Source organism: Nocardia nepalensis (assembly GCF_048910785.1).
Taxonomy (GTDB): domain Bacteria; phylum Actinomycetota; class Actinomycetes; order Mycobacteriales; family Mycobacteriaceae; genus Nocardia; species Nocardia nepalensis.
In genome coordinates this window covers 459,101-485,112 of record NZ_JBKBET010000005.1, presented here as the reverse complement: position 1 = coordinate 485,112, position 26,012 = coordinate 459,101, and the positions used below count along the sequence as shown (strand labels likewise).

20 protein-coding genes are annotated in these 26,012 nt (G+C 67.3%); 12 read left to right on the top strand and 8 right to left on the bottom strand.

The window, feature by feature from the left end:
* Nucleotide 1 precedes the first annotated feature (1 nt).
* Entirely contained in the window at nucleotides 2-1,522 is a 1,521-nt protein-coding gene (locus ACHQ4I_RS06530) for an adenylate/guanylate cyclase domain-containing protein (RefSeq protein ID WP_476445384.1), read from the bottom strand.
* A gap of 136 nt (nucleotides 1,523-1,658) precedes the next feature.
* Here ACHQ4I_RS06530 and ACHQ4I_RS06525 point away from each other — a divergent pair, with 136 nt between their 5' ends.
* The 4 genes from ACHQ4I_RS06525 to ACHQ4I_RS06510 all read left to right on the top strand — a co-directional run bounded on the left by ACHQ4I_RS06525 (nucleotide 1,659) and on the right by ACHQ4I_RS06510 (nucleotide 5,614).
* Nucleotides 1,659-2,912, top strand: coding sequence for an AI-2E family transporter (locus ACHQ4I_RS06525; RefSeq protein WP_420770743.1), 1,254 nt, complete (start codon nucleotides 1,659-1,661; stop codon nucleotides 2,910-2,912).
* Nucleotides 2,890-4,095, top strand: coding sequence for a MacS family sensor histidine kinase (macS, locus tag ACHQ4I_RS06520; RefSeq protein ID WP_420770742.1), 1,206 nt, complete (start codon nucleotides 2,890-2,892; stop codon nucleotides 4,093-4,095). The genes ACHQ4I_RS06525 and macS overlap by 23 nt, the downstream gene beginning before the upstream one ends.
* A 23-nt stretch (nucleotides 4,096-4,118) precedes the next feature.
* A complete protein-coding gene (locus ACHQ4I_RS06515) occupies nucleotides 4,119-4,751 on the top strand; it encodes a response regulator (protein ID WP_420770840.1) in 633 nt (210 codons plus the stop codon).
* A gap of 158 nt (nucleotides 4,752-4,909) precedes the next feature.
* Nucleotides 4,910-5,614 carry a DUF1707 SHOCT-like domain-containing protein gene (locus ACHQ4I_RS06510; protein ID WP_420770741.1) on the top strand — a complete coding sequence of 235 codons (705 nt, stop codon included), beginning with the start codon at nucleotides 4,910-4,912 and terminating at the stop codon, nucleotides 5,612-5,614.
* 9 nt (nucleotides 5,615-5,623) lie between these two features.
* Here the strand turns inward: ACHQ4I_RS06510 and ACHQ4I_RS06505 are convergent, their stop codons facing one another.
* On the bottom strand, nucleotides 5,624-6,814 hold the full coding sequence (locus tag ACHQ4I_RS06505; protein WP_420770740.1) for a helix-turn-helix domain-containing protein: 1,191 nt from the start codon (nucleotides 6,812-6,814) through the stop codon (nucleotides 5,624-5,626).
* A gap of 356 nt (nucleotides 6,815-7,170) precedes the next feature.
* Between ACHQ4I_RS06505 and ACHQ4I_RS06500 the strand changes: the two genes are divergently transcribed.
* Both ACHQ4I_RS06500 and ACHQ4I_RS06495 read left to right on the top strand, forming a co-directional pair.
* Nucleotides 7,171-7,590, top strand: coding sequence for a hypothetical protein (locus ACHQ4I_RS06500; protein ID WP_420770739.1), 420 nt, complete (start codon nucleotides 7,171-7,173; stop codon nucleotides 7,588-7,590).
* Between the two features lie 422 nt (nucleotides 7,591-8,012).
* On the top strand, nucleotides 8,013-10,148 hold the full coding sequence (locus ACHQ4I_RS06495; RefSeq protein ID WP_420770738.1) for a DUF2339 domain-containing protein: 2,136 nt from the start codon (nucleotides 8,013-8,015) through the stop codon (nucleotides 10,146-10,148).
* Nucleotides 10,149-10,502: 354 nt separating this feature from the next.
* On the opposite strand, the gene ACHQ4I_RS06490 is transcribed toward ACHQ4I_RS06495, so the two are convergent.
* From ACHQ4I_RS06490 to ACHQ4I_RS06475, 4 genes are all read right to left on the bottom strand, one after another.
* Nucleotides 10,503-13,367: an MMPL family transporter gene (locus ACHQ4I_RS06490; RefSeq protein WP_420770737.1), complete on the bottom strand. Its 2,865-nt coding sequence runs from the start codon at nucleotides 13,365-13,367 to the stop codon at nucleotides 10,503-10,505.
* Nucleotides 13,367-14,083, bottom strand: a complete 717-nt coding sequence (locus tag ACHQ4I_RS06485) for an NYN domain-containing protein (protein WP_420770736.1) — start codon at nucleotides 14,081-14,083, stop codon at nucleotides 13,367-13,369. Before ACHQ4I_RS06485 ends, ACHQ4I_RS06490 begins: the two co-directional genes overlap by 1 nt.
* Before the next feature lie 79 nt (nucleotides 14,084-14,162).
* Nucleotides 14,163-14,972, bottom strand: coding sequence for a tRNA (guanosine(46)-N7)-methyltransferase TrmB (gene trmB / locus ACHQ4I_RS06480; protein WP_420770735.1), 810 nt, complete (start codon nucleotides 14,970-14,972; stop codon nucleotides 14,163-14,165).
* A 175-nt stretch (nucleotides 14,973-15,147) separates the two neighbouring features.
* Nucleotides 15,148-16,482, bottom strand: a complete 1,335-nt coding sequence (locus ACHQ4I_RS06475; protein ID WP_420770734.1) for a lipase family protein — start codon at nucleotides 16,480-16,482, stop codon at nucleotides 15,148-15,150.
* A 248-nt stretch (nucleotides 16,483-16,730) separates the two neighbouring features.
* On the opposite strand from ACHQ4I_RS06475, the gene ACHQ4I_RS06470 reads away from it, so the two are divergent.
* The 4 genes from ACHQ4I_RS06470 to ACHQ4I_RS06455 all read left to right on the top strand — a co-directional run bounded on the left by ACHQ4I_RS06470 (nucleotide 16,731) and on the right by ACHQ4I_RS06455 (nucleotide 22,551).
* The gene (locus ACHQ4I_RS06470) at nucleotides 16,731-17,513 is read left to right on the top strand and encodes an SDR family oxidoreductase (RefSeq protein WP_420770733.1); all 783 of its coding nucleotides are present in this window, start codon (nucleotides 16,731-16,733) and stop codon (nucleotides 17,511-17,513) included.
* Nucleotides 17,514-17,604: 91 nt separating this feature from the next.
* The gene (locus ACHQ4I_RS06465) at nucleotides 17,605-18,738 is read left to right on the top strand and encodes a hypothetical protein (protein WP_420770732.1); all 1,134 of its coding nucleotides are present in this window, start codon (nucleotides 17,605-17,607) and stop codon (nucleotides 18,736-18,738) included.
* 181 nt (nucleotides 18,739-18,919) lie between these two features.
* A complete protein-coding gene (locus ACHQ4I_RS06460) occupies nucleotides 18,920-20,443 on the top strand; it encodes a hypothetical protein (RefSeq protein WP_420770731.1) in 1,524 nt (507 codons plus the stop codon).
* A 275-nt stretch (nucleotides 20,444-20,718) separates the two neighbouring features.
* Complete coding sequence (locus tag ACHQ4I_RS06455; protein ID WP_420770730.1) at nucleotides 20,719-22,551, top strand: phosphoenolpyruvate carboxykinase (GTP); 1,833 nt, start codon at nucleotides 20,719-20,721, stop codon at nucleotides 22,549-22,551.
* Nucleotides 22,552-22,622: 71 nt separating this feature from the next.
* Here the strand turns inward: ACHQ4I_RS06455 and ACHQ4I_RS06450 are convergent, their stop codons facing one another.
* Nucleotides 22,623-23,375, bottom strand: coding sequence for an HD domain-containing protein (locus ACHQ4I_RS06450; RefSeq protein ID WP_420770729.1), 753 nt, complete (start codon nucleotides 23,373-23,375; stop codon nucleotides 22,623-22,625).
* 174 nt (nucleotides 23,376-23,549) lie between these two features.
* Nucleotides 23,550-24,389, bottom strand: a complete 840-nt coding sequence (locus ACHQ4I_RS06445; RefSeq protein ID WP_420770728.1) for an NAD(P)H-binding protein — start codon at nucleotides 24,387-24,389, stop codon at nucleotides 23,550-23,552.
* A gap of 63 nt (nucleotides 24,390-24,452) precedes the next feature.
* Between ACHQ4I_RS06445 and ACHQ4I_RS06440 the strand changes: the two genes are divergently transcribed.
* Together ACHQ4I_RS06440 and ACHQ4I_RS06435 are read left to right on the top strand one after the other, a co-directional pair.
* Complete coding sequence (locus tag ACHQ4I_RS06440; protein WP_420770727.1) at nucleotides 24,453-24,851, top strand: winged helix-turn-helix transcriptional regulator; 399 nt, start codon at nucleotides 24,453-24,455, stop codon at nucleotides 24,849-24,851.
* Between the two features lie 121 nt (nucleotides 24,852-24,972).
* Entirely contained in the window at nucleotides 24,973-25,923 is a 951-nt protein-coding gene (locus tag ACHQ4I_RS06435; protein ID WP_420770726.1) for a GlxA family transcriptional regulator, read from the top strand.
* Nucleotides 25,924-26,012: the final 89 nt, after the last annotated feature.

The window sequence follows — 26,012 nt, the reverse complement described above, 5'->3', positions numbered from 1 at the left end:
GTCAGCCTAACGAACCGACAGTTTCGCTGTCTGCATCGACGTGCGGATCCGTACCGTCCTTCGGCCAGGCCAATCTGGTCTTTCGTCGCCGCCCGCGCAGCTGGACTTCGTCCCCCGTTATCCAAAAGTCCTGCTCACTTTCATCGGCGAAATACAGCGCGCTGCCCGAGGCGAGTACGCGGCCTGGTCGATCCTTGGCCAGTTCGGTCAGGCGCGAGGCCTCGTTCACCGGATCGCCGATCACGGTGTATTCGAAACGATTCGCGGCGCCGATATTTCCGGCGACGGCCAGACCTGCCGACACCCCGATACCGATATCGAGTCCGGGCACCTCGCGCAGGGCTTCGCGCAGTTCACGGGCGGCGGCCAGGGCGGCGGTCGGCGCATCCGGGCGGTCCAGCGGCGCACCGAAGATCGCCAGCGCGGCATCGCCGACGAATTTGTTGACGAATCCGTGGTGCCGGTCGATGACATCGACGACGATGCGGAAGAACTCGTTGAGCAGGCTGACCACCTCGGTCGGCGGTCGCTCCGCCGCGGTCGCGGTGGACCCGACCATATCGACGAACAGCACGGCCACGAATCGGGTCTCCCCGCCGAGTTCGGTGCCGTAGTCGAGTGCGCGCTGCGCCACCTCCTCGCCGACGTGCTGACCGAAGAGTTCCTGCAGCTGGCGACGCTTGGCGGCCTCTTCCATCATGCGGTTGAAGCCGACCTGCAGCAGGCCGATCTCACTGCCGTCGAACACCTCGACCTGCACGTCGCGTGCGCCCTCCTGCACCCGGTCGATGGCCTGGCTGAGCTGGCGCACCGGATCGGAGATGCTCGATCCGGTCAGCATGGACAGCGCCAGCGCCTGCATGATCACCACACCGCACAGCAGCAGAATCGAGATGGCCAGCGACTGCGCGGAGAACTTCACCTCCGATGAGATCTGGGTGACGCACAGCAGCACGATGGCGATGGTCGGTGCGAAGGTGCCCATGCCCCAGGTCATCGCCATCCTGGTGCCGACGCCCGGCGTCAGGGTGTGGTCGAACGAGCCCTCGGTGAGGGCTTCGGCGGCGACCGGGCGCAGAATCCGTTCGCCGAGCATGTAGGTGAAGCCGAAGACGATGGTCGCGGCCATACATTCGGTGACGATGACCGCGCCCGCCAGTTCCGGCGCGTCCACGATGATGGTGGCCGCCAGGATGGCGCCGCCGATCAACCACAGCACCAGATGCAGGATCGCCTGTCGCAGTGGCGCGTGCAGCGCGGCCATCTGCTCTTGGCGGCTCGGTGGTCCGCCGCGCATCTGCCAGCGCATGACCGGACGCAGCATGAGCGCCGACGCCGCCAGACTCAGCAGACCGCCGGTGGTGAAGACCAGACCGGGAATCACCAGGCCGGTGCGTCGCGCACCGGCCGCCTCACCCTCGGGAACCGGGAGTCCATATTGGATGAACGCCCACACCAGGACCGCGCCGAAGGCATTGGCCAACAGCATCGATGTCAGGTACAGCGGCCAGCGCGTTCGCATGGTCTGTTTGACCGCTTCCAAGGGCGCTGACACGATGACCAATCTAGCGTTTCGATCAGCGAGCATATCCGCGGCGGTCTGGCCGTAGCGACTGCTTGCAGGTCGCTCGAAAGGATCAGCCATTAGGCTCGCGGAGGTGACCGACCAGAAGGTAAGTGCTACGGGGAAAGCCACTGCTGCGCGGTCGGCTGCTGATTCCGTCCACCCATTCGTCCGAGTCTCCGCGGAATGGTCGTGGCGCCTGCTGGTCATGTTCGCCGCGCTGATCGCGATCTCGGCGGTGGTGCAGAAATTGGCGACGGTGGTCATTCCGCTCGCCATCGGCCTGCTGGCCGCCGCCTTGCTCGCACCGCTGGTGGATTGGATGCAGCGTTTCGGGGTGCCGAGGTCGGTGGGGGTTTTCGTCGCGCTGATCGGCTCGCTCGGTTTGGTCGCGGGCATCATGACCTTCGTCGTCGAGCAGTTCATCGAGGGCGTACCACAGCTCTCCGACGAAATCACCCACAGCATTCACAAGATTCAAGACTGGCTGATCAACGGTCCACCGCATCTGAGCGATGAACAGATCCGCCATGCGGGCGACACCATCGTCAACACGATCAAGGACAATCAGGCCAATCTCACCAATGGGGCGCTGACCACCGCGACGGTGATTGGGCACATGCTCACCGGCGCCTTCCTGACCCTGTTCATTCTCATCTTCTTCCTCTACGGCGGCGATCAGATCTGGCACTTCGTCACCCGGATCGTGCCCACACCGCATCGCGAGAAGGTGCGCACCGCAGGGCAACTCGGCTTCGGGACGCTGGTCGGATTCGTCCGGGCCACCGTGGTGGTCGCGCTCGTCGACGCCATCGGCATCGGAGCCGGCCTGGCGATTCTCGGGGTGCCGCTGGCGCTGCCGCTGGCCTCGCTGGTGTTCATCAGCGCGTTCATCCCGATCGTCGGTGCGTTTCTGGCCGGGACCATCGCGGTCTTCATCGCGCTGGTCACCAAGGGCTGGGTGACCGCGCTGATCGTGCTCGGCATCATCATCGCGGTGATGCAACTGGAGAGCCATGTGCTGCAGCCGCTGCTGCTCGGGCGGGCCGTGAGCATCCATCCGCTGGCGGTGGTGCTGGCCATTGCCGCTGGCATCGTGCTCGGCGGGATCGCGGGCGGTTTGCTGGCGGTGCCGTTCGTCGCGGTGATGAATACCGCGGTCCGGTCGTTGCTGTCCGATAACGCGGAGGAGGCGTTCCAGGAGTTGCACACCGGCGAAGGGGGCCGAATGTTTTCGGCGGAGCCGGACAAACCGGATTCCGGCCGGTTCGATGTGGACGACACGCTGACCCGGGAGATGATCCGGGAGGACCAGGGCAACTCCGATGACTCGGCCGGGCCCGGCTGAGGTCCGACCGGCCGAGTTGAGCACGGCCGATGCGGCGACCGCGCCGCTGTGGCGGGCCGTGCAGGCATTGCGGCTGGTGACATTGCTCTACGCGGTCGGTCAGCAGTTCGCGTCGGTGCGGTACTACCAGCATCAGCAGCTGAGCTGGGTGCTGATCGCGGTGATGGCGGTGTGGTCCGGCGCGTCGGCATTCATGTTGTCGCAGTGGCACTTTCCCGATGTGGCGCGGCTGCGATCGTGGGTGGTGATCGGGGATCACGTGGTGGTGACGGCGCTCATCGCCTCGACCCGATTGGTCGCCGATTACGGCTGGTACCACGGGCATCAGACGCTGCCGACCACCCTGTGGGTCGCCAATGCCGTTGTCTCGGCGGCGATTCTGCGCGGCCCGCTCGCCGGAGTGCTCTCCGGAGTGCTCATCGCCTCGGTCATCGTGACGGTGCGTGAGCAGTGGGGGCAGGACGTATGGGCCGATGCGACCGCGCCGGTGCTCGTCTCCATCGGTCTGGCGCTCGGCCTCGCGGCCGATACCGCGCGTCGGGCGCAGGGCCAGCTGGAACGGGCCGTGCGGCTGACCGCGGCCGCCGAGGAGCGGGAACGGCTGGCCCGTGAGGTGCACGACGGTGTGCTGCAGGTGCTCAGCTACATCAAGCGGCGCGGCAACGAGATCGGCGGGCCCACCGAGGAATTGGCGCAGCGGGCCGCGGAACAGGAAGTGGCGCTGCGGGTGCTGATCTCCGAACAGGGCGGACACGGCGATACCGGTGGCGCCGATGTCGACCTGCGGCCGCTGCTGACCGTGCACGCGACACCGTCGGTATTCGTCTCGACGCCGGGTGAGCCGGTGCCCGTCGGGCGTTGGGCAGCCGGTGAGATCGCGGCGGTCGTGGCGAACGCACTGTCCAATGTCGCGCTGCACGCCGGAGCGGAGGCGAAAGCCTATGTGCTGCTCGAGGACACCGGCGACGAGCTGATCATCAGCGTGCGTGACGACGGCGTCGGGATCGCCCCGGGTCGCCTGGCAGAGGCGGAAGCCGAAGGGCGCATGGGTGTTTCGCGCTCCATCATCGGCCGGATCGAGACGCTGGGCGGGACAGCGGTTTTGCTGACCGAGGAGGCGGGCGGTGTCGGATTCGGCACCGAATGGGAGTTCCGGGTGCCACATACAGGAGGTGCGGGGTGACCGATGGCGATGCGATTTCGGTGATGGTTGTGGACGACCACCCGATGTGGCGAGATGGGGTGTCCCGGGATCTGGCCGAGGCCGGGTTCGAGGTGGCCGCCACCGCGGACGGAGTCGGGTCGGCGACCCGGCGGGCGGCGGCGGTGCGGCCCGATGTGGTGCTGATGGATATGCAGTTGCCCGATGGGAATGGGGCGCAGGCCACCGCGGCGGTGCTGCGGGTGTCGCCCGAGAGTCGAGTGCTCGTCCTGTCGGCCTCGGCTGAGCGTGGTGATGTTTTGGATGCGATCAAGGCGGGAGCCTCGGGATATCTGGTGAAGAGTGCGTCCGCGGCGGAGTTGATCGATGCCGTTCGGGCCACTGCGGCGGGGCAGCCGGTGTTCACGCCCGGTCTGGCGGGGTTGGTGCTCGGTGAGTACCGGCGGATGGCGACCGCACCCGCCGAACCGGACGAACCGCATCGGCCCGCGCTCACCGAACGCGAGACCGAGGTTTTGCGGATGGTGGCGAAGGGGTTGTCCGCCAAGCAGATCGCGTCTCGGCTCGGGCTCAGCCATCGGACCGTGGAGAACCATGTGCAGGCGACATTGCGCAAGTTGCAATTGGCCAACCGGGTCGAACTGACCCGCTACGCGATCGAGCAAGGGCTCGAATAGTGCCATGCCAGCTCGGCGGCCGAGGGATTCGGCCACCGGTCGGGCGTCCGGAGGCGAGATGAGGGCCGGTGGATTCACGTCGTCAGGGCCCAGGTCGGCGGTGGAATCGGGGATTGCCCTGATGTACTGAGCGCCCGGGCCTCGGTAATCTCGAATTCATGGGTGGCCCAGAATCGGTATCCAATGGCCTCGGCCCCGGTGACGTGGTCGGCGACCGTGAACTGCGCGTCTCCGACGCCGAACGCGAGCATGTCGGTCAACTGCTGCAGCGGGCCGTCGGGCTCGGCATGCTCTCACTCGGGGAGTTCACCGAGCGGATGGATACCGCGCTGGCCGCCAAGACGCGCGGCGAACTCAACGCTGTCCTGGTCGATCTGCCCGGTGTCCGGCTCGTCGGTCAGCCCGCCGCGCCGCCGTCGACATTCGTCAACGCCGCACCCGCCTTCGCGAAGCGGCCCGTATCGCCGCCGCCGTCGGTCCCGGCGCAGGCCACGCCGGGCAATGTGATCCGCAGCCGCCTGTCCGGCGTCAACCGGCGCGGCCCCTGGCAGGTGGCGCCATCGCTGCACCTGAACAACTGGCTCTCCGGCATCACCCTCGATTTCACCGAGGCGATCATGTCCACCCAGGTCGTCGAGGTGAATGTCGACGACTATCTCAGCTCGCTCACCCTGATCGTTCCCGCCGAGGCCACCGTCGACCTCAATGCCGTCGACCTGATCGGCTCCAGCGTCAACAACAAGGTCCGCACCGGACCGCCCTTCGGCCCGCTGCATGTGGTCGTGCAGGGCCGGATCCGCTTCGGCTCGGTCACCGCCAAACACACCCTGCGCGCCCAGTGGCGCAAGTTGATGGGGAGCTGATTCTCGCCTCTAGTCGTTGACCCCGATGCGGCGGGCGAAGGCGCGCAGCGGGACTCGGCGATCGTGGTCGAGCAGTTCGGAGACGATATGCCGGGGCAGGGTCTGGTATTTGATCCAGTCGGCGCCGCCGACGCGTTCGGCGTTGAGCAGCGCCTCCAGCGCCCGCTTGTGCTGGCCGGTGCGGGTCCAGGCTACGGCGGTATCGGTGAGGTGGCGGGCCCGGGAGGCTTGCGGGAGACCACAATTCACGGGCATATCCTTCGCGGCGGCCAGCGCCTCCGGATAGCGTTCGGAGCTCACGTTCACATCGACGGTCTGCATGACGACTTGTGAAGGGCCGAAATAGGTTTCGTAGTCGCGCCGATCGACGCCGATGCGCAGCGCGACCTCACCCGCCGCCTGCACCAGCGACAACGCCTCGGGCACGTCCTGCGATCGGCCGGCCGCGGTCGCGCCCTGCAGAACCAGTGACCCGTACGCGGACAGATGCGCCGGGGTTTCGTCGCCCTCGGGTTCCAGGTTCGCCGCCGCACGCAGCGCGACCTTGCGCGACTCCTCGTAACGCCCCTGCACCAGCAGCTGCCAGGCGACCGAGCCGCGGATGGTGGCCAGCAGCAGCGGGTCGTTGCCGAGCTCGGCGGCGGCCAGTGCCTGCCGGATCGCCAGGAACGCCGGATCGGTCTGACCGAGATGGACCAGCGTGCAGCCGGTGACCCAATACATCCGGGCGAGCAGTTCATTCGCGGGCGCGACCGTGCCGTTGCGGGCGGCGTGCACCGTTGCCCGCAGCTGGGTGAGCCCCGACGGCAGGATCGAGGTGAGCAGTTCGTAGCGACCCGTCCAGTACGCGCCCCACGCGTAATCGACTGTGCGACTGCCCTCGTCGAGGCCGATCGCGTCTTCGTCGGGAAGCTCGCCGACCAGATCGTCGACCGGGGTCAGTGCGCGCCGGATCGCGACGATGCCCGCATCCGGATTGCCGGACGGAATGCCGTGCCGCTTGCCCACCAGGTCGGCGATGTCGACATCCAGTGCGAGCGCGAGTTTCTGCAGGCTGGCGATCGATGCGGTCTGGCGGCCACCCTGTTCCAGTTTGCGCACCAGATCGACGCTGACACCGGCTTGGTCGGCGAGTTGGCGCTGGGTGAGCGCCTTTCCACGGAAGAGTCTTATCCGCACGCCGATCGACGAATCATCCATGTAGCCAAGTCCTTTGTTACATCCTTGTTTCAGCGTACGACGTTAAGTGATTGCGCTCACCCAAAGTGGGACATTACGTACGACTCGTTCACGCTCAGTTGGAATACCGTTGCCTTTCTGCAACTTTGAGAATGCAAAGGGCGGCGGCAATGATCACCATGCCGATTGACACCGTGCGAGCTCCCCGCGCCGATCGCGCGTTCGAGCCGGGTGCACACACCAATCGATCCGCGCGCGACACACAGCGCGTACGCGAACAGCACGGACCGCTACGCGCGAGAGGCTGCCCGGTCTGCGGACGGGGTGAGGGGTAAGCCATGTTCGAGCGCTGTCACTCTCCCCATGAAATCGCGCATATGCTGCGACATCGGTACGGGTTGCCGGTCCAGTTGCTGGCCGGTCGCCCGATGATCACCACCGGCTCCATCCTCGGCGCCCTGGTGATGCCACCGGACCTGGGCCGCAAGGTCCTCGCCACGCTGGACCGGACCTTTACGGCCCCCGTGGTCGCCGATCCCGGCGAGCGCACCTGGACCTTCCTGGTGGCACCCCCGAGCCCGCCGCATCCCGTCGAGATCAGCGTGCGCCAGTGCCTGGCCGGACATCACGTCACCGTCATCCCCGGTGGCCGCCACGTCCTGCTCCCCTCCACCGACTCTCCCCTCGGCTGGCACTGGGCAGGCGAACCGGCGCCCGGCGTCCTTCGGATCCCACCCCGCTCCGCGGTGATCAAGGCCGTCCACCAGGTCACCACCATGCGAGCCCCGAGCAGGTGACCGAATCGACCGACCCCCGCCTGCGACCGTCAGGTCGGGGGTCAATCGGCGACGTCGGCTAACTGTCGGTTGCATGTCACCGGCGGCCAGGGTGTTCGGCCCGGTGTCCGCGTCGGTTGTTGCCATCGGACGCAAGCCTCGGCGGCGTCTGGCGGACCTGATGATCACCTCGACTGCAACGTCGAGGACCTCCCACTTTTCACAACCAATCCGAATGACTATGTCGGCCTGGAGAAATTGTTGCGGGTGGTTCCGGTGGAGCGAAGGGGTGTAAGGCCGACGGGCGGCTGGTGCTCCGTACGGATAGGTCGGCAGATCGGCTCAACGATCAGGGGTGCGCTGGGCAAGTCGGGTAGATCTCGGGTGCCGACTGTGGGTTTCTACTCATGTTTCCGAGCGGTGCGGAAATCAGCATTGGGGACATGACTACGTCTATCGATCCCGCGCTGATTTCGCGGCTGTCGGGTGAGTTCACTGCGTTGGGAACGCAAATGGGCGTCCTCGGCCGAGACCTGGAATTGCTGCGCTGTCAGATCGCCGCGAGTTCCGTTGCGGCATTGGGTGTTTCGAAGGATTCGGCAGACGCACAGGCTGCCGAGGATGCCCCGGACAGTTCCATTCCCGTGCCGCGGGGTGCGTCGCCCGACGCACCTGCTGCGGCAGCGCCCTCGAAGCCCGATGCCGGTTCCGGAACCTCGGGGACGGCCGGTAGCGCGACGCATGTGCCGCCAGTTGCGCCTTCGGGTTGGGGACAGTTCGCGCCTGGGTATGGGCCTGGCTATGTGCGGCCGGGTGCGGTGCCAGGCGGGGCGGCGGTGCCTCCGGGAGGTCCGGTTCCTCCGAGTGGGTACCGGCCGCCGATGGCCACGCCGCAGTGGTCGGGGGTTGCCGGTCCGCCGGGGATTCGGCCACCGCGGCCGCCGGTGCGGGGTGGGGCGGGGGTGCCGCGGACGCCGTGGTGGCAGCGGGAGGGGATGATCAGCCGGGTGTTGGCGGTGGCCGGGGTGGCGGTGACGCTGATCGGGGTGGTGATGCTGTTGGTGCTCGCGGCGCAGGCGGGGTTCTTCGGGCCGGTGCCGAGAGTTGTTGCCGGGGCGGGGTTCTCGGTGGCGCTGGTTGGGGTCGGGGTGCGGGTGTTCGGGCGGGCTGGCGGCCGGGTCGGCGGAATTGCCTTGGCCGCAACTGGGATTGCGGGGGCCTATTTGGATGTGGTTGCGGTGACGGCGATCTACGGGTGGCTGCATCCGGTGCTCGGGCTCGCGGTTGCGCTGGCTGTCGCGGCGGGCGGGGTCGGGCTGGCCATGCGGTGGCAGTCGCAGCCGCTCGCCGTGCTGGTGGTTGTGGGTGCGGCGGTGCTGTCACCGTTCGTCACCTCGGAATTGGTGCTGCTGGCATTCCTCATCGTGCTGCAGTTGACCTGTGTGCCAGTGCAATTGGCGCGCGACTGGCCGTTCCTGCACGTGGTGCGCACGGTGCCCGTGACGCTGGCGACCTTGGTCGCGATTGCGGTGGCCACCCTCGGCGATCCGGCGCAGGGGCGGGTGTACTGGGTGCTCACCGCCGCGGTGGCGATCGTCTCGATCGGGCTGGTCGGCGGTGTGCTGGTGGTGCGCAAGCGATCCGGGGATATCGTCGCCGCATTGACTTTCGCTTTGTCGACGGTTCCGCTCCTGACCGCGCCCGCGATGTTCGAGCGGCATTCGGCGGCCCTGGTCGCGGGGATCTACGCGGCGGTGCTGTTGGCCGTGGCGGCATCGCGGACGGTGCCGAAACTGCCCGAGCTGGTGCGGATTCCGGGTTCGATCGGGTTCGTCGCCGCGATCGCCGGTTCGTTCGCATTGCTCGAAGCATGCATCGGGGTAACCCAGGTGCGGACGCTGCCGATCGCGCTGTTGCTGGTGGCGCTGTGCTATCTCGGGCTGGCCGGTCAGCAACGTTCGCGCGTCACCGCCGCCATCGGTGTGGCCTTCACGGTGGTCGGCGCGATGGCGTACTTCGCCACGGTGACACCGGAAGCGCTTGCGACCCAACGGATCGCGCAGGAGCGCATGGGCATCCCGACCGCATTGGGCGCAGTCCTCGCACTGGCAGTGATCGCCACGGCCGTCTGGTGCGCCCGCAGACTCCCCGGCATGCGCAGGGGTGGCAGCGACGAATCGACCCTGTTCGTCGTCGCGAGCATCGCGGGCCTGTACGCCGTGACCGCGGCGACGGTCTCGATCGGCATCGCGACCACCGCCGCCGACGGCTTCATCATCGGCCACAGCGCCGCCACCATCATCTGGATGGCCGCCGCCACCGGCGCCCTGCTCTTCGGCCTGCGCAACCTGTCCGGCTCGGCCGCGGTCGCCAAACTGGCCCTCGGCTCCGGGCTTCTCGTCACCGCGGCCGCTTTGGCCAAACTGTTCCTCTTCGACCTCGCCACCCTCGACGGCCTGGTCCGAGTAGCCGCCTTCCTGATAGTCGGCATCCTGCTACTCCTGGCCGGCACCCGCTACGCCCGAGCCTTCGCCGAAGCCGGTGCCACAAACCGAAATTCCGAGAACACCACCAACTGACACCCCAACATCCGACCGGCTGATCCGCTCTTCTCACCCACGGCCATACCTGGGGCATCAGCCGCCGGACGGTAACCGCAGGTTCGGGCCACGAGGGGACTCGACGCCACACTCCGCCGACGCAGATGTGCGGCCGCAACCGGCGAAGTTGCTGCCGCACAGTCGCGTCTGTGCTCCCGGCTGGTACCCGCTACGCCTGAGGACTTGCCGAAGTCGTTGCCACTGAGAATTCCGTACCGAGGAATTCGACGCGGCTCGAACGCATCGGCTGCCAAATGTCAACGTCGCAGGTCAGCTGCTATACGGCAGGTCGTGACGGAGGACGCTTCCGGAAGTCGGCGCAGCGGAGCTCGGTTACTCCCGGTCTCGGCGGCGCAGCAGTTCGTTCACACTGACGGTGCGGCCGTCGCCGCTGTGGTGGCGGCCTTCCTCGGGGTTGCCGATGCGGCGGCGGTTGGAGCGCAGCTCGGCCATCCAGTTTTCGATGCTGCTCCGGTTCTGGTCCGGCGCTTCGTCATTCGAATGCGCGGCGGCGGGCTGCTCTGGTGCGGCGTGGTGGGTCGGGTGGTCCGACGAAGCCGTTGGCGCCGGTGTGGGCTGGACAGGCGGCGGGGGCGGCGCAGGGCTAGGCGTCGGGGGAATCGGACGCGTCGCCTCGAACGACTCCGAAATCCTCGGCAGCGGCCGCGGCCGAATGGGTTCTGGCGCAGGACGAACGGGTGGCACGGACTGCGCGGGCGGTGCAGGATGTGCGGCCTGCGCAGGCGGAACGGCCTGCCCGAGCGGCGCGGGTGGCGGGGACTGCGCGGGCGGAGTCGCCCGCGGCCGAGTCGGATCATGCGGCGCCACAACCGGTCGCGGCGGCGCCGGCGGTTCGGCCGGGATCTTGGCCATATGCTGCGTCGGCGCCTCGGCCTCGATCTCCTCGATCGTGCGCGGCCGACGCGGGCTGCGCGCCCGACTCACCGCGCTATCGGAGAGCGCGGGCATCTGCATCGTCACCGGATCGGTGATCGGCGTGGTCTTGACCAGGTCGACCAGCTCACCCCCACCGGGCCGCTCGTCGTCGAGGATCGGCTCGCCGAGCCCGACCTTCTGCTGCACCTTCTTCATCCACGCGGGCGCCCACCAGCAGTCGTCACCGAGCAGCTTCATGGTGGCGGGGACGAGCAGCATGCGCAGGATGGTGGCGTCGATGAACAGCGCCGCGATCATGCCGTAGGCCAGGTACTGCATCATCACCAGATCGGAGAACGCGAACGCGCCGGTGACCACGAGCAGGATGAGCGCGGCGGCGGTGATGATCCGCCCGGTCTGCGCGGTACCGATGCGCACCGCTTCGGTAGTCGAGGCCCCCTGCGTGCGCGCTTCGACCATGCGCGACAACAGGAATACCTCATAGTCGGTCGACAGACCGTAGATGACGGCGATGATCAGCACCAGCACCGGCGACATGATCGGCTGCGGAGTGAAATTCAGCAGACTCGCGGCGTGCCCGTCGATGAAGATCCACGTCAAAATGCCGAGCGTGGAACCCAATCCGAGCGCACTCATCAACGCGGCCTTGATCGGCAACACCAGTGAGCCGAAGGTGAGGAACATCAGCAGCGTGGTCACGAACAGGACCAGCGCGATCATCCACGGCATCCGGTGCAGCAGCGCGTCGATGCTGTCCTTCTGGATCGCGGGCTGTCCGCCGACATACATCTGCACGCCGTCGGGGATTTCGAGAGAGCGCAGATAGTCGATGGTCGGATCCGCGTTCTCCGAATCCGCGAGCGTCGCGCTCGTGCGGAACACTTCCTTGTCTGTGTTCGACTGAGCAGGCACGTCGAACGTGCCCGTCAATCCGGGCGCCTGCTTGGCCGCGGCCCACACCTTGCCGACGTCATTGCTGCTACCGGAGACGAAAACCAGCTGGATCGGATCGGATTTGCGTAGCGGGAAGATCGAGTCGAACTTCGCCTGCGCCAGTCGAGTCGTGTTATCCGGCGGCAGATACCGCTCGTTGATGCCGCCGAAGGCCAGGTTCTTGACCGGAATGATCAACAGCAGCAACAGGATGCAGATCGGGATGGCGATCTTGAGCGGATGCTGCATCACCCAGCGGGTCGACTTGCCCCAGAAGCCGTTCTCGACTTCCTCGGCCGTCTTGGTCTTGCGGAATCGCTTGAGCCCGAGCATATCCACCCGCGACCCGAGAATGCTGAGCATCGCGGGCAGGATGGTGATGGCGGTCAGCGCGGCCAACGAGACGGTCGCGATGGAGCCGTAGGCGATCGATTTGAGGAAGCCCTGCGGGAACAGGAGCATGCCGCCGAGGCTGGCGATGATCATGGTCGCGGAGAACACGACGGTGCGACCCGCGGTCATCACCGATCGGCGCACGGCCGCGCGCGTGTCGTAGCCCTCGGCGAGTTCCTCGCGGAACCGGCTGACGATGAACAGGCCGTAGTCGATGGCCAGACCCAGACCGATCATCGAAACGACCGGTGAGACAAACGAGTTGACCTCGGTGAACTCGGTGGCGAACCGCACGATGCCCCAGGCGCCGATCACCGTGAGACCGCCGACGATCAGCGGCAGCGCCGCCGCGACCACGCCGCCGAAGATGAAGAACAGCAGCACCGCGACCGCGGGGATGGCCAGGATCTCCATCCGCTTCTGGTCGGCGGCCATGGTGTCGTTCAGCGTGCCCGCCACCGCCTGCAGACCCGCGACCTGCACATCGACACCCGGAATGGCGAAGGCATCCTTCACCTTCCGGAAGTTGCGCACCATATCGGTGTCGTTGTTGCCCTGGATGGCGATGGAGGCGAAGGTGTACTTCTTATCCTTCGAACCGAACGTCATCGGTGACGCCGGACCGGTTTCGGTCTGCCAGTAGGCGCCGTTGATCTTGGCGATCTCATCCGGATGTTCGCGCGGCAGCTTATTGAGGCTGTCGACGATCTTCTGCCGGAATGCGGGATCATCGATCGTCTTACCGTCCAGCGCGGTGTACAGCACGATGACATCGCTGTTGTGATCACGCCCGAACGCCTCGTCGGACAACTTTGCCGCTTTGGCCGATTGTGACGTGGGATCATCCCACCCGCTGGAGCTGAGATGGTCTTCCAGGCCGAGGCCGTAACCGCCCAGTGCCAAGAGTGCGGCCGCGACAATGCCGATGACGGCGAAGCGCAGCCGGTAGACCAGATCGCCCCAGCGTGTGAACACTAAGCGACTCCTTGGGCAGGGCGAGAGGTGAGCAGCGCCGACAGCGGCCGGAACGGCTGCAGCCAGGCACCCTCGTCGGGCAGCGAGTCGAGGCTGACCCTGGGCAGTGGTTCACGGAACACACCCGGGATGTCCTCGAGGTCGATGAATTCGAGGGTATCGGATGTGACCGCCCAACTCGCATGCTCACGGAAGCCGAGTATCTGAACGGGGATTCCGTTGGCGGCCAGTCGTTCGAGTGGTTCGCGGAAGGCCTGGCCGTCGGCGGAGGCGACCATGATGCCGGCCAGTCCGGCGCCGCGACTGCGTAGCTCGATGTGCGCGAGCATGTCCGCGTCGACATCGGAGTCCTCATCGATCTTGGGCTTGGCGAAGACCGCGTAGCCGACATTGCGCAGCGCCTCCACCCACGGCCGCACCACATCGGCGGTGCCCGGCGCGATATTGGTGAAGACGGTGGCTTCCGGCTCGACCCGGGTCACGCTGCCCACCGATAGCTCGGCGGTGCGCGCGAGCAGCCAGCGGCCCAGTGCGTCGAAGCGCGGTCGATAGGCGGCAGTCGGACGGCCGCCGAGGATGGCGCCCAGTCCCATATCGAGATTCGGGGCGTCCCAGACCAGCAGCACCCGACGCACATCGGGCGTCGCGGCGCCGATCACCTCGGCTGCTGGTCCCTGCACCTCCCCGGCAACATCCACGATCTCGCTGACACTCATGACTCCGCCTCGCCGGCGCTCGCCCCCGTCATGACCGTCATGACGGCTGAGCTAATTGCTCGCTCGCTGCGCTCGCTCATCATCCGATCTTCCCCCATATGAACTCGTTGATGGCGCTTCCGGCCCGATGTGCCTTGCCTTCGAATTTGGTTACCGGCCTTTCGAAGCCGATCGGAGCGCTGTCGCGATGTTCCGCGCTGACGCCGCCTGTCGTCTCGTTCAGGCCGATGAGCTGGGGTTCTGCCGCGCCGACCGTAGCGATGAACTCGGCGTAGTCGGCATGGTCGGTCGCGACGTGCAAGACGCCGCCCGGCCGTAGGCGATTGGCGATGAGCGCGACGGTCGCGGGTTGTAGTAGCCGTCGCTTGTGGTGCCTCGCCTTCGGCCACGGGTCGGGAAAGAAGACTCGGACGCCCGTGAGCGACTGCTCAGCAATCATGTTTTCCAGCACGTCTACGGCGTCGCCGCGCAGCAGCCGGATGTTTTCGATGTTCTCTCGCTCGATGCGCTGCACCAATTGGGCCAGACCGGGCTGGTACACCTCGATGCCGATCAGATTCAGATGCGGTTCCGCCTGTGCCATCGCGGCGGTGGCGGTGCCTGTGCCACAACCGATCTCGATGACGAGCGGGGCCTCGCGGCCGAACCAGGCGGTGGCGTCCAACGGTTCATCGGCCACATCGCGGCCGATGCGCGGCCAGGTGCGATCCCAGGATTGCTGCTGGGTCGCGGTCAGCGCGCCCCGGCGCGAGCGGAAGCTCGTCACTCGGGGGTACAGGCGGGAGCCCGACCCCTTTCGGGATCCACCGTCCGCCGGAGCCGAAGCTGTGGACGGCGGTCCGGGAACTGACTCGGCAGTGTGGTTCGCGGCGTCGTTCACGCGGTCCATTGTCCAGCATCGGATGATCAGGGCAGCAATCGGCCGCTAGCGACTGCTTGCAGGTCGCTCGAAAGGGCCAGCTAGTGACTGCTCGCAGGTCGCTCGAAAGGGTCAGCTGGTGATTGCTTGCAGGTCGCTCGAACAGGTCTGGTGGCGACTGCGGGCAGCCGCACTCCTCGCCCGGTCAGGCGGCGCGTACGCGGCGGATTCGCGTCGCGGGCGCGGTCTCCTGACGCAGCGGCTGGCCCAATGCCACCTTCAGCGCGGTCCCGAGCATCTCCACCAGGCCGCGCACCCCGGCGGGCGAGGCGGCCACCGACCACACCGTGCTGTCGCTCTCCTCCCGCACCGGTTTTCCGGCGAGCCGGTCGCCGAGCCAGTCCAGACTGATCGGAGTGGCCAGCGGGAGCAGCGAGAAATGCTCGCTGAGCCGGTCCCGAACATAGGTCACCTGCGCGCCCCCGCGCCGATACCGCTCGACCTGGCCGTCGACCCCGTCCATATGGATGATCTGGTCGTGCACCGGCTGCAGTACGAGCAGCGGACAGGTCGGGATGGAGTGGCCGAGCCGCAGGTCGGCGAGCATGGCTTGCATATCGGGTGCGGCGAGCACCTCCGCCAGCGGCCGGGTCAGATGGTGGCCGACATCTCTATTGATCAGTCCGAGTATCGCCGAGAACGGCGTCGCACGTTCGGCGCGTTCGATCAGGCGATGTCCCTCGGCGTCGCAGTCGCTGTCGAATACCGCGGCCAGCGCCGGATACAACCGGCGCAGCGCCGCGACCACGATCGCGGGCAGTCCGGCGTAGTACCCGCCGTTGAGCCTGGTGAAGACCTGTCCGGGATCACCGACCGGCGCGCCGAGCACCGCGCCGACGATATCGATTTCCGGTGCGTATGTCGGCGCCATCTCGACCAGCCACGAACTGGCCATGCCGCCGCCGGAATAACCCCACACCGCGACCCGGGTATCGGGCCGCAGACCGAGCGGGGTGAAGCGCAGTGCCGCGCGGATCCCGTCGAGCCCGCGGTAACCGGGCTCGCGTGGCGCGCCGAAATTTCCGTGCGGACCTTCGTGGTCGGCGATGCTCACCGCCCAGCCCCGGCGCAGGGCATTGGCCACCAGCATCCATTCGAATTGGGTGACCGAGCCGAGCGCGTGTGCACCGCGACGCAATGCGTACGAGGGCGAACATCGTTCGGCCACCGCGTCCATGGCGGTCTGGAAGGCCAGCAGCGGCCGGTCCTCGTCCGGATCGGCGTCGAGCGGCAACAGCACCGTGGTGATCGCCGCCTCCGGTGTGCCGTGCAGATCGCAGCTGCGGTACAGCAGTTGCCATGCCGAGACCTGTTGCGGCACAAGGCCGAACAGTGCGAGTTCGACGCGGCGGCTGCGCAGGATGGTGCCGGGCGGACGGGCCGCGAAACCCTTCGGCGGCCGCAGGAACGGATCGTCACTGGGTAGCAGTGGTTTGCCGGACGCATCCGGATCGACAGCACCGACGACATCGACGGCCACGGCAACCTCCTCATCGAGACCTGTGCGGAACGCGTTCCGCGTGGTCGGCAGGCTATTCGATTTGCGGCGCTTCCTGGGGCCTCGGGGGGTTATGTAAGTTTTGTTCTTCGGGACCGTCGTTCGTGCCGTGGGCTCGAAAAGTGAAGCTGCACACCGATTATGGTGCCGACCATCACGTCAGATTAAGTGAAGGCGGCATCTCTGGGAACCCTGAGGTAGGGGGCTTGTCGCGGCACTAGACTGCGCGCATGAGCAGACCGACTGTGTTCATCACCGGTGCGTCGGCGGGTATCGGCCGGGCCACGGCACTACTTTTCGCTGCACAGGGGTATCACGTCGGCGCCTACGACATCGACGAGGTGGGCCTGACCCGCCTAGCCGCCGACATCCACGCCACCGACGGCAGCGTGCGGACCGGGGTGCTGGATGTGACGAACGACACGCACTGGACCGAACGTCTCGCGGAGTTCCACGGTGACGAGAACCGGCTCGACATCCTCATCAACAATGCGGGCATCCTGCGCGCGGGTCCGTTCGAATCCATCGACCTCGCCACCCACCAGGCCATCGTCGATGTCAATCTCGGCGGGGTCATCATCGGCACGCATGCGGCGTTCGGCTATCTGCGGGATACGCCCGGAGCGCAGGTCGTGAATCTCTGCTCGGCTTCGGCGATCTACGGACAACCCGAACTCGCCAGCTACGGCGCGACCAAGTCGGCGGTCAAAAGCCTCACCGAGGCCCTGGATCTCGAATGGGAACAACACGATATCCGGGTGATCGCGGTGTGGCCGCTGTTCGTGGCCACCGCCATGGTGGACGGGGTCGAGACCGCCTCGACCAAATCGCTGGGCGTGCGCCTGACCGCCGAGGATGTCGCGCACGGAATCTGGGACGCGACCCGCAAGCGCGGTCGGTTGCCGCGCGTGCATTACGAAATCGGTACGCAGGCAAAGGTACTGGCGACCGCCGCCAAATACGCGCCCAACTGGGCCGTGCGCACCGCGAACAAATACTTCAGCGGCAGCTGATCCTTTCGAGTGAATTGCGGAGGTGCCCGTCCGCCCGGTACGTCGGCCCCGCGTCTGCAAGAATTGCGCACCGAAAAGGGGGTGCGCAGCTTTGCCGACAGCCACCGAATCCGACGGGCCCCGGATCCGCCCGGGCGGGCCCGCGCGGGAACTCGACCAACTCGACCAACTGCTCGCCACGCTGCGCTCGGGTGCGGATCCGCGGATCGTGGGCCAGGTGGGGGCCGCCATCGCGCGCTGGCGTCGGCCGCCGCGCATTCAGGTGACCGGCCGCGCGCGTACCGGCCGCAGCACCGTGCTGCACGCGCTGGCACTGATGTCGGCGGTGGAGACGGCGCCGGTGGACGAGCCGGGGGTGGCCGATCCCGAACTCGACGCCGACATCATCGTCTATGTCCTCTCGGGCGCGCCGCAGCCGGCTGACCGGCGGATTCTCGCGGAGTTGCCGCCCGAGCGCACGGTCGCGGTATTGAACAAGGCCGACGCGATCGGATCCCGCTGGGCCGATGCGGTCACCGCCGCCGAGCAGTACAGCGGCGGCCTCGGGACCATTACGCTGCCGGTGGTCGCCTCGCTGGCCGTGCGCACCAGGGCCGGTGCGGTGACCGAGGCCGATATGGCCACACTGCGCCGCCTCGCCGAGACCGCGGATCCCGCGCTGACCCTCTCGCCCGACCTGTTCGTCGCGGCATCGGCCGGTCCCGATGTCGCCGAACGCGAGGAACTGCTGCACCGCTGGGATCTCTACGGCGTGACCTGCGCGCTCTCCGCGCTGCGCCAGGACCCCGACCTCGGTCCGCACGCGCTGCTGCAGATCATGCACGCGGCCAGCGGTATCGATCCCCTGCACCGCCTGCTGCACCGCCGCTACGAACAGGTCTGCGCGCTGCGCGGCGGCGAACTCCTCGACGAATTGGCCCGCTTGGCCGCGCGGGCCGTCCCGGTCGATGGCGCGAACGCGCGAGACATGTTGGAGGACTATCTCTTCGGCGACGACGCCCGCTGGCTGGGTCTCTGTGCCGGCCTGGCCTGTCCGGAGGTCGCCCACCTGGCCGCCGGATATCGCGCGCCCGCACCGGCCGACGCCGACGACGCCCTGGCCCGCGCCGCCCGCTGGCGCGCGGTCGTCTCCAGCGATATGTCACCCGTCGCCCGCCGCGCGGCCCTGCGCGTCCACAACGGCTATATCCGGCTATGGGAACGGATGAGCAGTGCCGGACTCTGAACAACCGGATTCCACGCATGCGGAGCCGTCGGGCCCCGGTGCGCTCGGGCGCGATGAATCCGCGAGTGATCCGAATGGGTCGGCTGCGCGGGACCCGCAGCCATCGCCGTCGAGTGGATCAGCGGATGCACCGGCCGCCGCGGCGGGTCGGTCGGCGGTTGCGTCACGCGGATCGACTCCGGTGCCGACCGTCGCGCGGGATCCCGCGCCCGAGAAGCCGTCGCTGACTCCAGAGGTCGAGGCGGTCATCGCGCGCTGGAACCCGCAGGGGATGGCGCTCCTGCGGGCGGTGCAGGGAACGGGGGTGGCATCGGCGGTCACGTTGATCGGGCCCGATGACGCCAATACGAGCCTGCTGCGCACGGAGTTGGCGCGTTTCGAGCCGCGGATCGCCTTATCCGATCCGGTGCCCGATGCCAGTGCCGCGGTCGAAACCACGTCGCCGTCGGGCAACGCGCCCTCGGCGGTCGCGCTCATCCTGTTGGACGCCGGCAGCGCCCTCGGCTCGGACGCGCTGCACCTGGTGCAGCGCCTGCGGGCCGACGGCACGCGAATCCTGCTCGCCATGAACGGGATTCACGCCTATCAGGACTGGCGCGCGGTGCACGCGCACAACGTCGAACTGCTCGCCGCGCATGGCATCGACGATCTGGAGGTCGTGCCGGTATCGGCGCGGCTCGCGGTGGCGGGCCGCGCGGCGGGCGATGCGAGCCTGCTCGATCGCTCCGGACTCGGCGCGTTGCATGCGGAACTGGCCGCCGCGACGTCGGGCGCCGAATCCGATGACCGGGTCGCCGCCGTCACCGCGCGCGTGCTGGCCGATACCCGCAGGCGGGTCGCCGAACAGGTCGCGGTGCTGCGCTCCGGCGCGGAACCGATTCAGTGGCGCGAGGAGCGTGCGGTACTGCTCGCCGGACGCGACGGCGGCCGGGCCACGGCCATGTCCACACTGCGCAGCCAGCTGCACCTGGCCAGGGTCGATCTGATGACCGATGTCGGGGCCAGGGTGCGCGCACTGCATACCGCCGCCCGCGGCGAACTCGATCGGCTGCGCCGCGCCGAATCCGGCGACTATCCCGAACGCCTGCAGCAGGCCGTGAACGAGCTGACCAATGCCGTGGACGCAACGATCGACCAGCGGCTGCGGCAGCTCAACGACCGGCTCGACGCGGCATCGGAACCCGACCGCGGCACACCACCGCGCTGGCGCGATCCCGCACCCCGCGTCGGCCCGGATCCGGAGCCGAGGCATCGGGGTGTCGAAGATCACCTCATGATCGCGCTCGGCGCCTCCGCCGGAGTCGGCATCGGACGCCTACTGGTGGCCCCGTTCTCGTTGGTGCAGGCGCTGGATTTCGCGAGCGTGCCGGTGACGTTGCTGCTCGGCGCGGGTGCGGCGGCCTGGGTGGTGCGGGCGCGCGGGCAGGTGGCCGACCGCGCCCATCTGCGTCAATGGGTCGCCGACGCGCTGGTCAACGTCAAGGCCCAGTTGGAGCAGCGGGTCGCCACCGCACTGGTGGAATCGGAGACCGCGCTATCGGATCGGGTGATGCGCGCGAGCACCGAGCGAATCGTCGAAATAGACCGTCAGGTGGCCGAATTGGAGGCCAAATTGCGCCGAGCCGCGGCGGAGCAACCCGGACAGCTTGCGGCCTGCGAACGCGATATCGCCATCCTCGATAGGTATAGAGCATCTTTTGATTAGGTAATTAGTGGGTACGCCTGGGGGAACCCGATTCCGTACTGGTCGTCACATCGCGTTAACCTCTTAGGCAGGAACCTGGGCGTCCGCTTCGTCCTTGTACGCGGTCCAGCCATGACGCGCTCTCGACTGGTCGTAGCGGGTGCCTTCCCGCCAACGGTGGCGCTCGGTGTGTTCGCGCTGGTCATAGGCCTTTACCGTAGCGACTGCTCGCAGGTCGCTCGAAATGGTCAGCCTAGGCGGCTACACCGTGAACCGCCCATCTCAGGAGAGTTTTCATGACCTCAGCGACCATTCCTGGTCTTCGCGATTCCGACGGCAAGCAGCCGACCGAGCACAGCGAACTACTCGCCTGGGTACAGGAAGTCGCAGAACTGACTCAGCCAGAGCGGGTGGTCTGGGCGGACGGTTCCGACGAAGAGTGGGATCGGCTGACCGCCCAACTCGTCGCGGCGGGCACCTTCAAGAAGCTCAACGAGGACAAGAAGCCAAACTCCTTCCTCGCCCTCTCCGATCCCTCCGATGTGGCGCGTGTCGAATCCCGCACCTACATCTGTTCCAAGACCGAGGCCGATGCAGGCCCGACCAACAACTGGGTCGACCCGACCGAGATGCGCGCCACCATGACCGAGCTGTACCGCGGCTCGATGAAGGGCCGCACCATGTACGTGGTGCCGTTCTGCATGGGCCCGCTCGGTGCCGAGGACCCCAAGCTGGGCGTGGAGATCACCGACTCCGAATACGTCGTCGTGTCGATGCGCGTGATGACCCGCATGGGCGCCGCGGCGCTGGAGAAGCTCGGCACCGATAAGCCGTTCGTCAAGGCGCTGCACTCCGTCGGCGCGCCGCTGGCCGATGGCCAGGCCGATGTGCCGTGGCCGTGCAACGACACCAAGTACATCACCCACTTCCCCGAGGACCGCGAGATCTGGAGCTACGGCTCCGGCTACGGCGGCAACGCGCTGCTGGGCAAGAAGTGCTACTCGCTGCGCATCGCCTCGGCCATGGCCCACGACGAGGGCTGGCTGGCCGAGCACATGCTGATCCTCAAGCTGATCTCCCCGGAGAACAAGGCGTACTACATCGCCGCGGCCTTCCCGAGCGCCTGCGGTAAGACCAACCTCGCGATGATCCAGCCGACGGTTCCCGGCTGGCGCGCGGAGACCCTGGGCGATGACATCGCCTGGATGCGCTTCGGCAAGGACGGCCGCTTGTACGCGGTGAATCCGGAGTTCGGATTCTTCGGCGTCGCGCCGGGCACCAACCGCAGCTCCAACCCGAACGCCATGGCGACCATCGAGGCGGGCAATACGGTCTACACCAATGTCGCGCTCACCGACAACGGCGACGTCTGGTGGGAGGGCCTGGAGGGCGAGCCCGATCACCTGATCGACTGGAAGGGTAACGACTGGTACCTGCGGGAGACCGAAACCCTTGCCGCGCACCCGAACTCGCGCTACTGCACGCCGATGTCGCAGTGCCCGATCCTGGCTCCCGAATGGGACGACCCGCAGGGCGTGCCGATCTCGGCGATCCTGTTCGGCGGCCGCCGCAAGACCACGGTTCCGCTGGTGACCGAGTCCTTCGACTGGCAGCACGGCGTTTTCATGGGCGCGACGCTGTCGTCCGAGCAGACCGCCGCGGCCGAGGGCAAGGTCGGCACCGTGCGCCGCGATCCGATGGCCATGCTGCCGTTCATGGGCTACCACGTCGGTGACTACCTGAACCACTGGATCAACGTCGGCAAGAACGCCGATGCCAACAAGCTGCCGAAGATCTTCTACGTCAACTGGTTCCGTCGCGGTGGCGACGGCCGCTTCCTGTGGCCCGGATTCGGTGAGAACTCCCGGGTGCTGGAGTGGATTGTCGGCCGCATCGAGGGTTCGGCGCAGGCCGAGTCGACCGCGATCGGCAACGTGCCCACCGCCGCGCAGCTGGACCTCGATGGTCTGAAGGTCGATCCCGCCGATGTCGACGAGGCGCTGGCCGTCGACGCCGACGAGTGGCGCAAGGAAATCCCGCTCATCGAGGAGTGGTTCGAATTCGTCGGCGACAAGCTGCCTTCCGGCGTGCGCGACGAGTTCGAGGCGCTGAAGGAGCGCCTGGGCTGATAGCGCCCCGAAACTGATTCGCCCGCACCGTCCTCGTCAGATGGTGCGGGCGAATTCGTTTATCCGACAGGTTATTCGGAGTACGGGGCCAACCGGACGAGTTGCAGAAAACCGACACTGTTCAGCAGGGCGGCGCGGCCCTTCGGCACCGCCGCGGCCTCGGCCTTGAACGCCGCGATCAGATGCCGCTTGGCATCGTGACGTGGATGCCGTCGCAACAGTTGCGCGACCCAGTCCGGGTCCAGTTCCGGAAAGCGCGCGCCCATCACATCCACCGATGCACCCGCCGATACGAACCCGCCGGGATCGCTCAGATCATCGGCAACGCCGGGGGTGATGTGCGCGGCGATCGCGGCTCCGATCGCCTGTGCGCGTTCGGGTTCCGCGCCCTCGCGCACCGCGAACGCCGCCGCCCGTTCACCGCCTGCCACCGCGAAACACTTACCCGGAGTGGGGCTTTCGAGCTGCAAATCGTGTAGCAGGCAGGCGACGTAAACCAATTCGTCGTCGTAGCGAACACCGTCGAGGTCGGCGAGTACCCGGCCGAAGAAATAAGTGCGATAGGAATGTTCGAGCATCTGGATCGAAAGTGATTCGCGCGCTTCTGTTTCCGCCGCCTTGGCGAGTTTCGAATCCGGCACCCGCAGCCCTGCGAACTCCAGGCGTCCGGTCCCGCTCCTGCCGAGCACCCGTTTGAGCTGAGCGCCACCCAGCTTCGGCAGCGTCCGCGCGAGCTCGACCGCGAGCTGTCGATGCTGTCCGCCGGAGAGCGTCCCCCCGGTCCGCGTCGCCCATTCCCAATCGATCCCAGCTGGCGCACCCACGTCGTTCTCCTTCGTATCCAACGTTCCTCGCCGTTCAGTGAAGCTCCGAGGCAGTGCTCCGAACGAGTGGCAGGAATGCCAGTAATGCTCGGATTTCCGCCAATCCGAGGACCGGGCCATCGGCTTGTTGTAGTCGCGGCCCGAGTCCTCCGATCGAATGAACGAAGCGACTGCTCAGCGGAAGTCGGATGCGTGGTCCTTCGCCCATTGCGCGAACGTGTGCGCGGGGCGGCCGGTGACCTCCTCGATGACCGTTGAGACCGGCGGTGCCGCGGTGAGCCCGGCCGTCCATCCGGCCAGGACGGCCTCGACGCCGATCGCGGGCATGGTCTTGCCCAGTTCCACCCGCGCCTGTTCGACGGGGATCACCTCGAAGGTGATATCGCGATCGATCGCCGCACCGATGTGTTGCACCTGCTCGCGCAGGGTCAGTGCCGCGCAACCCCATACGGGGTAGGCGTGGCCTCGGTGACCTGGTTCGGTCAGCGCGGTTACCGCGAGTGCTGCCATGTCCTTCTCGTGGATGGGCGCCGTCCGGGCGTCGGGATACGGGACCCGGACGACGCCTTCGTCGCGGATGGACCGCTGCCACCACCACAGTGCGTTGGTGGCGAACATGCCGGGCCGGATGAATGTCCATGCCAGATCGGACTTTTCGATGGCGGACTCGACGGCGGCGTGCATCTGGGCGATCGGGTTGTCTGCGGCATTGGCCAGCAGGACCGCCCCGGACGAGAGGAGCACCACGTGCTGTACTCCAGCGGACTCGGCCGCCGCGACGAAACCGTCGATCCCCTCGGGCTTGGCATAGAGGAATACCCGCTCGGCGCCTTCGAGTGCGGCGGGCAGCGTATCCGGTTGCTCCAGATCGGCCGCGACGACCTCCGCGCCCGGCGGGAAGTCCGCGGTGTCGGGTTCCCTACTCGTCAGACGGACCTGCTCGCCCGCCGAAATCAGGCCCGCCGCGACGTGGCGGCCGACATTGCCTCTGGCTCCGAAAATGACTGTGACCATGGCGGGAGCGTAGGCCGAGAGGCTTTCCTTCGGTAAGGACATACCTTCAGGTAAGCTCCAGATATGGTGGTAGGTCCGCAGGTCCAGCGCGATGTCTGGCAGGGCATGAGTGACGCATTCAACAGTGAATGCCCGGCCCGTGAGGTGCTCGACCACATCACGAGCCGCTGGGGCATGCTGATTCTGACCGCGCTGGGCGGCGGGCCGCAGCGGTTCTCCGAACTGCACGCCAGGATCGGCGGTATCAGCGAGAAGATGCTGTCGCAGACCCTGCGCACGCTCGTGCGGGACGGACTGATCTCGCGCACCGTGGAGCCGACGACACCGCCTCGGGTCAGCTACGAGCTGACCGAACTCGGCCATGGCCTCACCGAGTCGCTGCACCGGTTTCTGGAGTGGATCCGTCAGCACACTGTCGAGGTGGTGACCGCCCAGCGCCACCACGACCGGCAAACCCGATGACCTCCAGCGCTGTCGGGAGTTCCTGACAACCCATGCGGCCATTCAGGTCTAACCCCCGAGGCGGTGATCTGGCGATTGGCGGGGATCTCAGTAATGCTCGGATTCGTGCCAGACTGAGTGTGTGAAGCAGGTAGTCGCGCTGGCGCTGGACGGGGTCATGACCTACGACCTGGCGTGCGCCGTGCAGGCGTTCCGGCACGGTCCGGGCAAGACCGGTGAGCCGGTGGGGTTCGAGATGCGGACCTGTGGGGTGCGGCCGGGCCCGGTGTGGACGCCGAACGGATTCGGGCTCGCGGTGGACGAGGGACTCGAAGCGCTACAGAGCGCCGACATCGTGGTGGTTCCGGGCATCGGGTTGCCCACATTGCCGCCGCCCGATGCGGCGGTGGCTGCGCTCCGAGCCGCCGCGGCGCGCGGTGCGACGATGGTGAGCATCTGCACCGGCGCGTTCATCTTGGCGCGGGCCGGCTTGCTGGACGGTCGCCCCGCCACCACGCATTGGGCGTATTGCGACGAATTCGCTGAGCTGTTCCCAGCGGTGCGGCTCGACCCGGGCGCGCTGTATGTCGACGATGGTGACGTGCTCACCTCGGCCGGTCTGTCCGCGGGGATGGATCTGTGTCTGCATATCGTGCGGCGTGAACTCGGCGCGGGCGCGGCTGCGCAGCTGGCCCGTTGGAATGTGACGCCGCCGCACCGTGAGGGCGGCCAGGCTCAGTACATCCCGGATGCCTTGGGCGGCAACGACTTCCCCGGCGCACTCGCCGCCACCATGGCCTGGGCGGCAGCGAATCCGGCTGCGGCGCCGGATGTTTCGGCGCTCGCCGGACATGCGCTGATGAGTGAGCGGACCTTCATCCGCCGGTTCAAGGCCGAGGTCGGCAGCACGCCGCGGCGCTGGCTAGAGGCGCAGCGCACAGTGCGCGCTCGGGAGTTGCTGGAGACCACCGAACTGCCCGTCGAAGTCGTTGCGGCACAGTCCGGATTCGGCAGCGTCACGGCGCTACGGGTGCATCTGCGCGCGGCCACCGGAACGACGCCCGCCGGATATCGCCGTTCGCTGCGCCGCTAGCGGATCGTCGGCCGGTATTCGGCGGCTCCGAGCGGGCACTGTTCCGGATCGCCGGATTGGCTGCCCCGGGTGCGCTACGGTTGATTTGC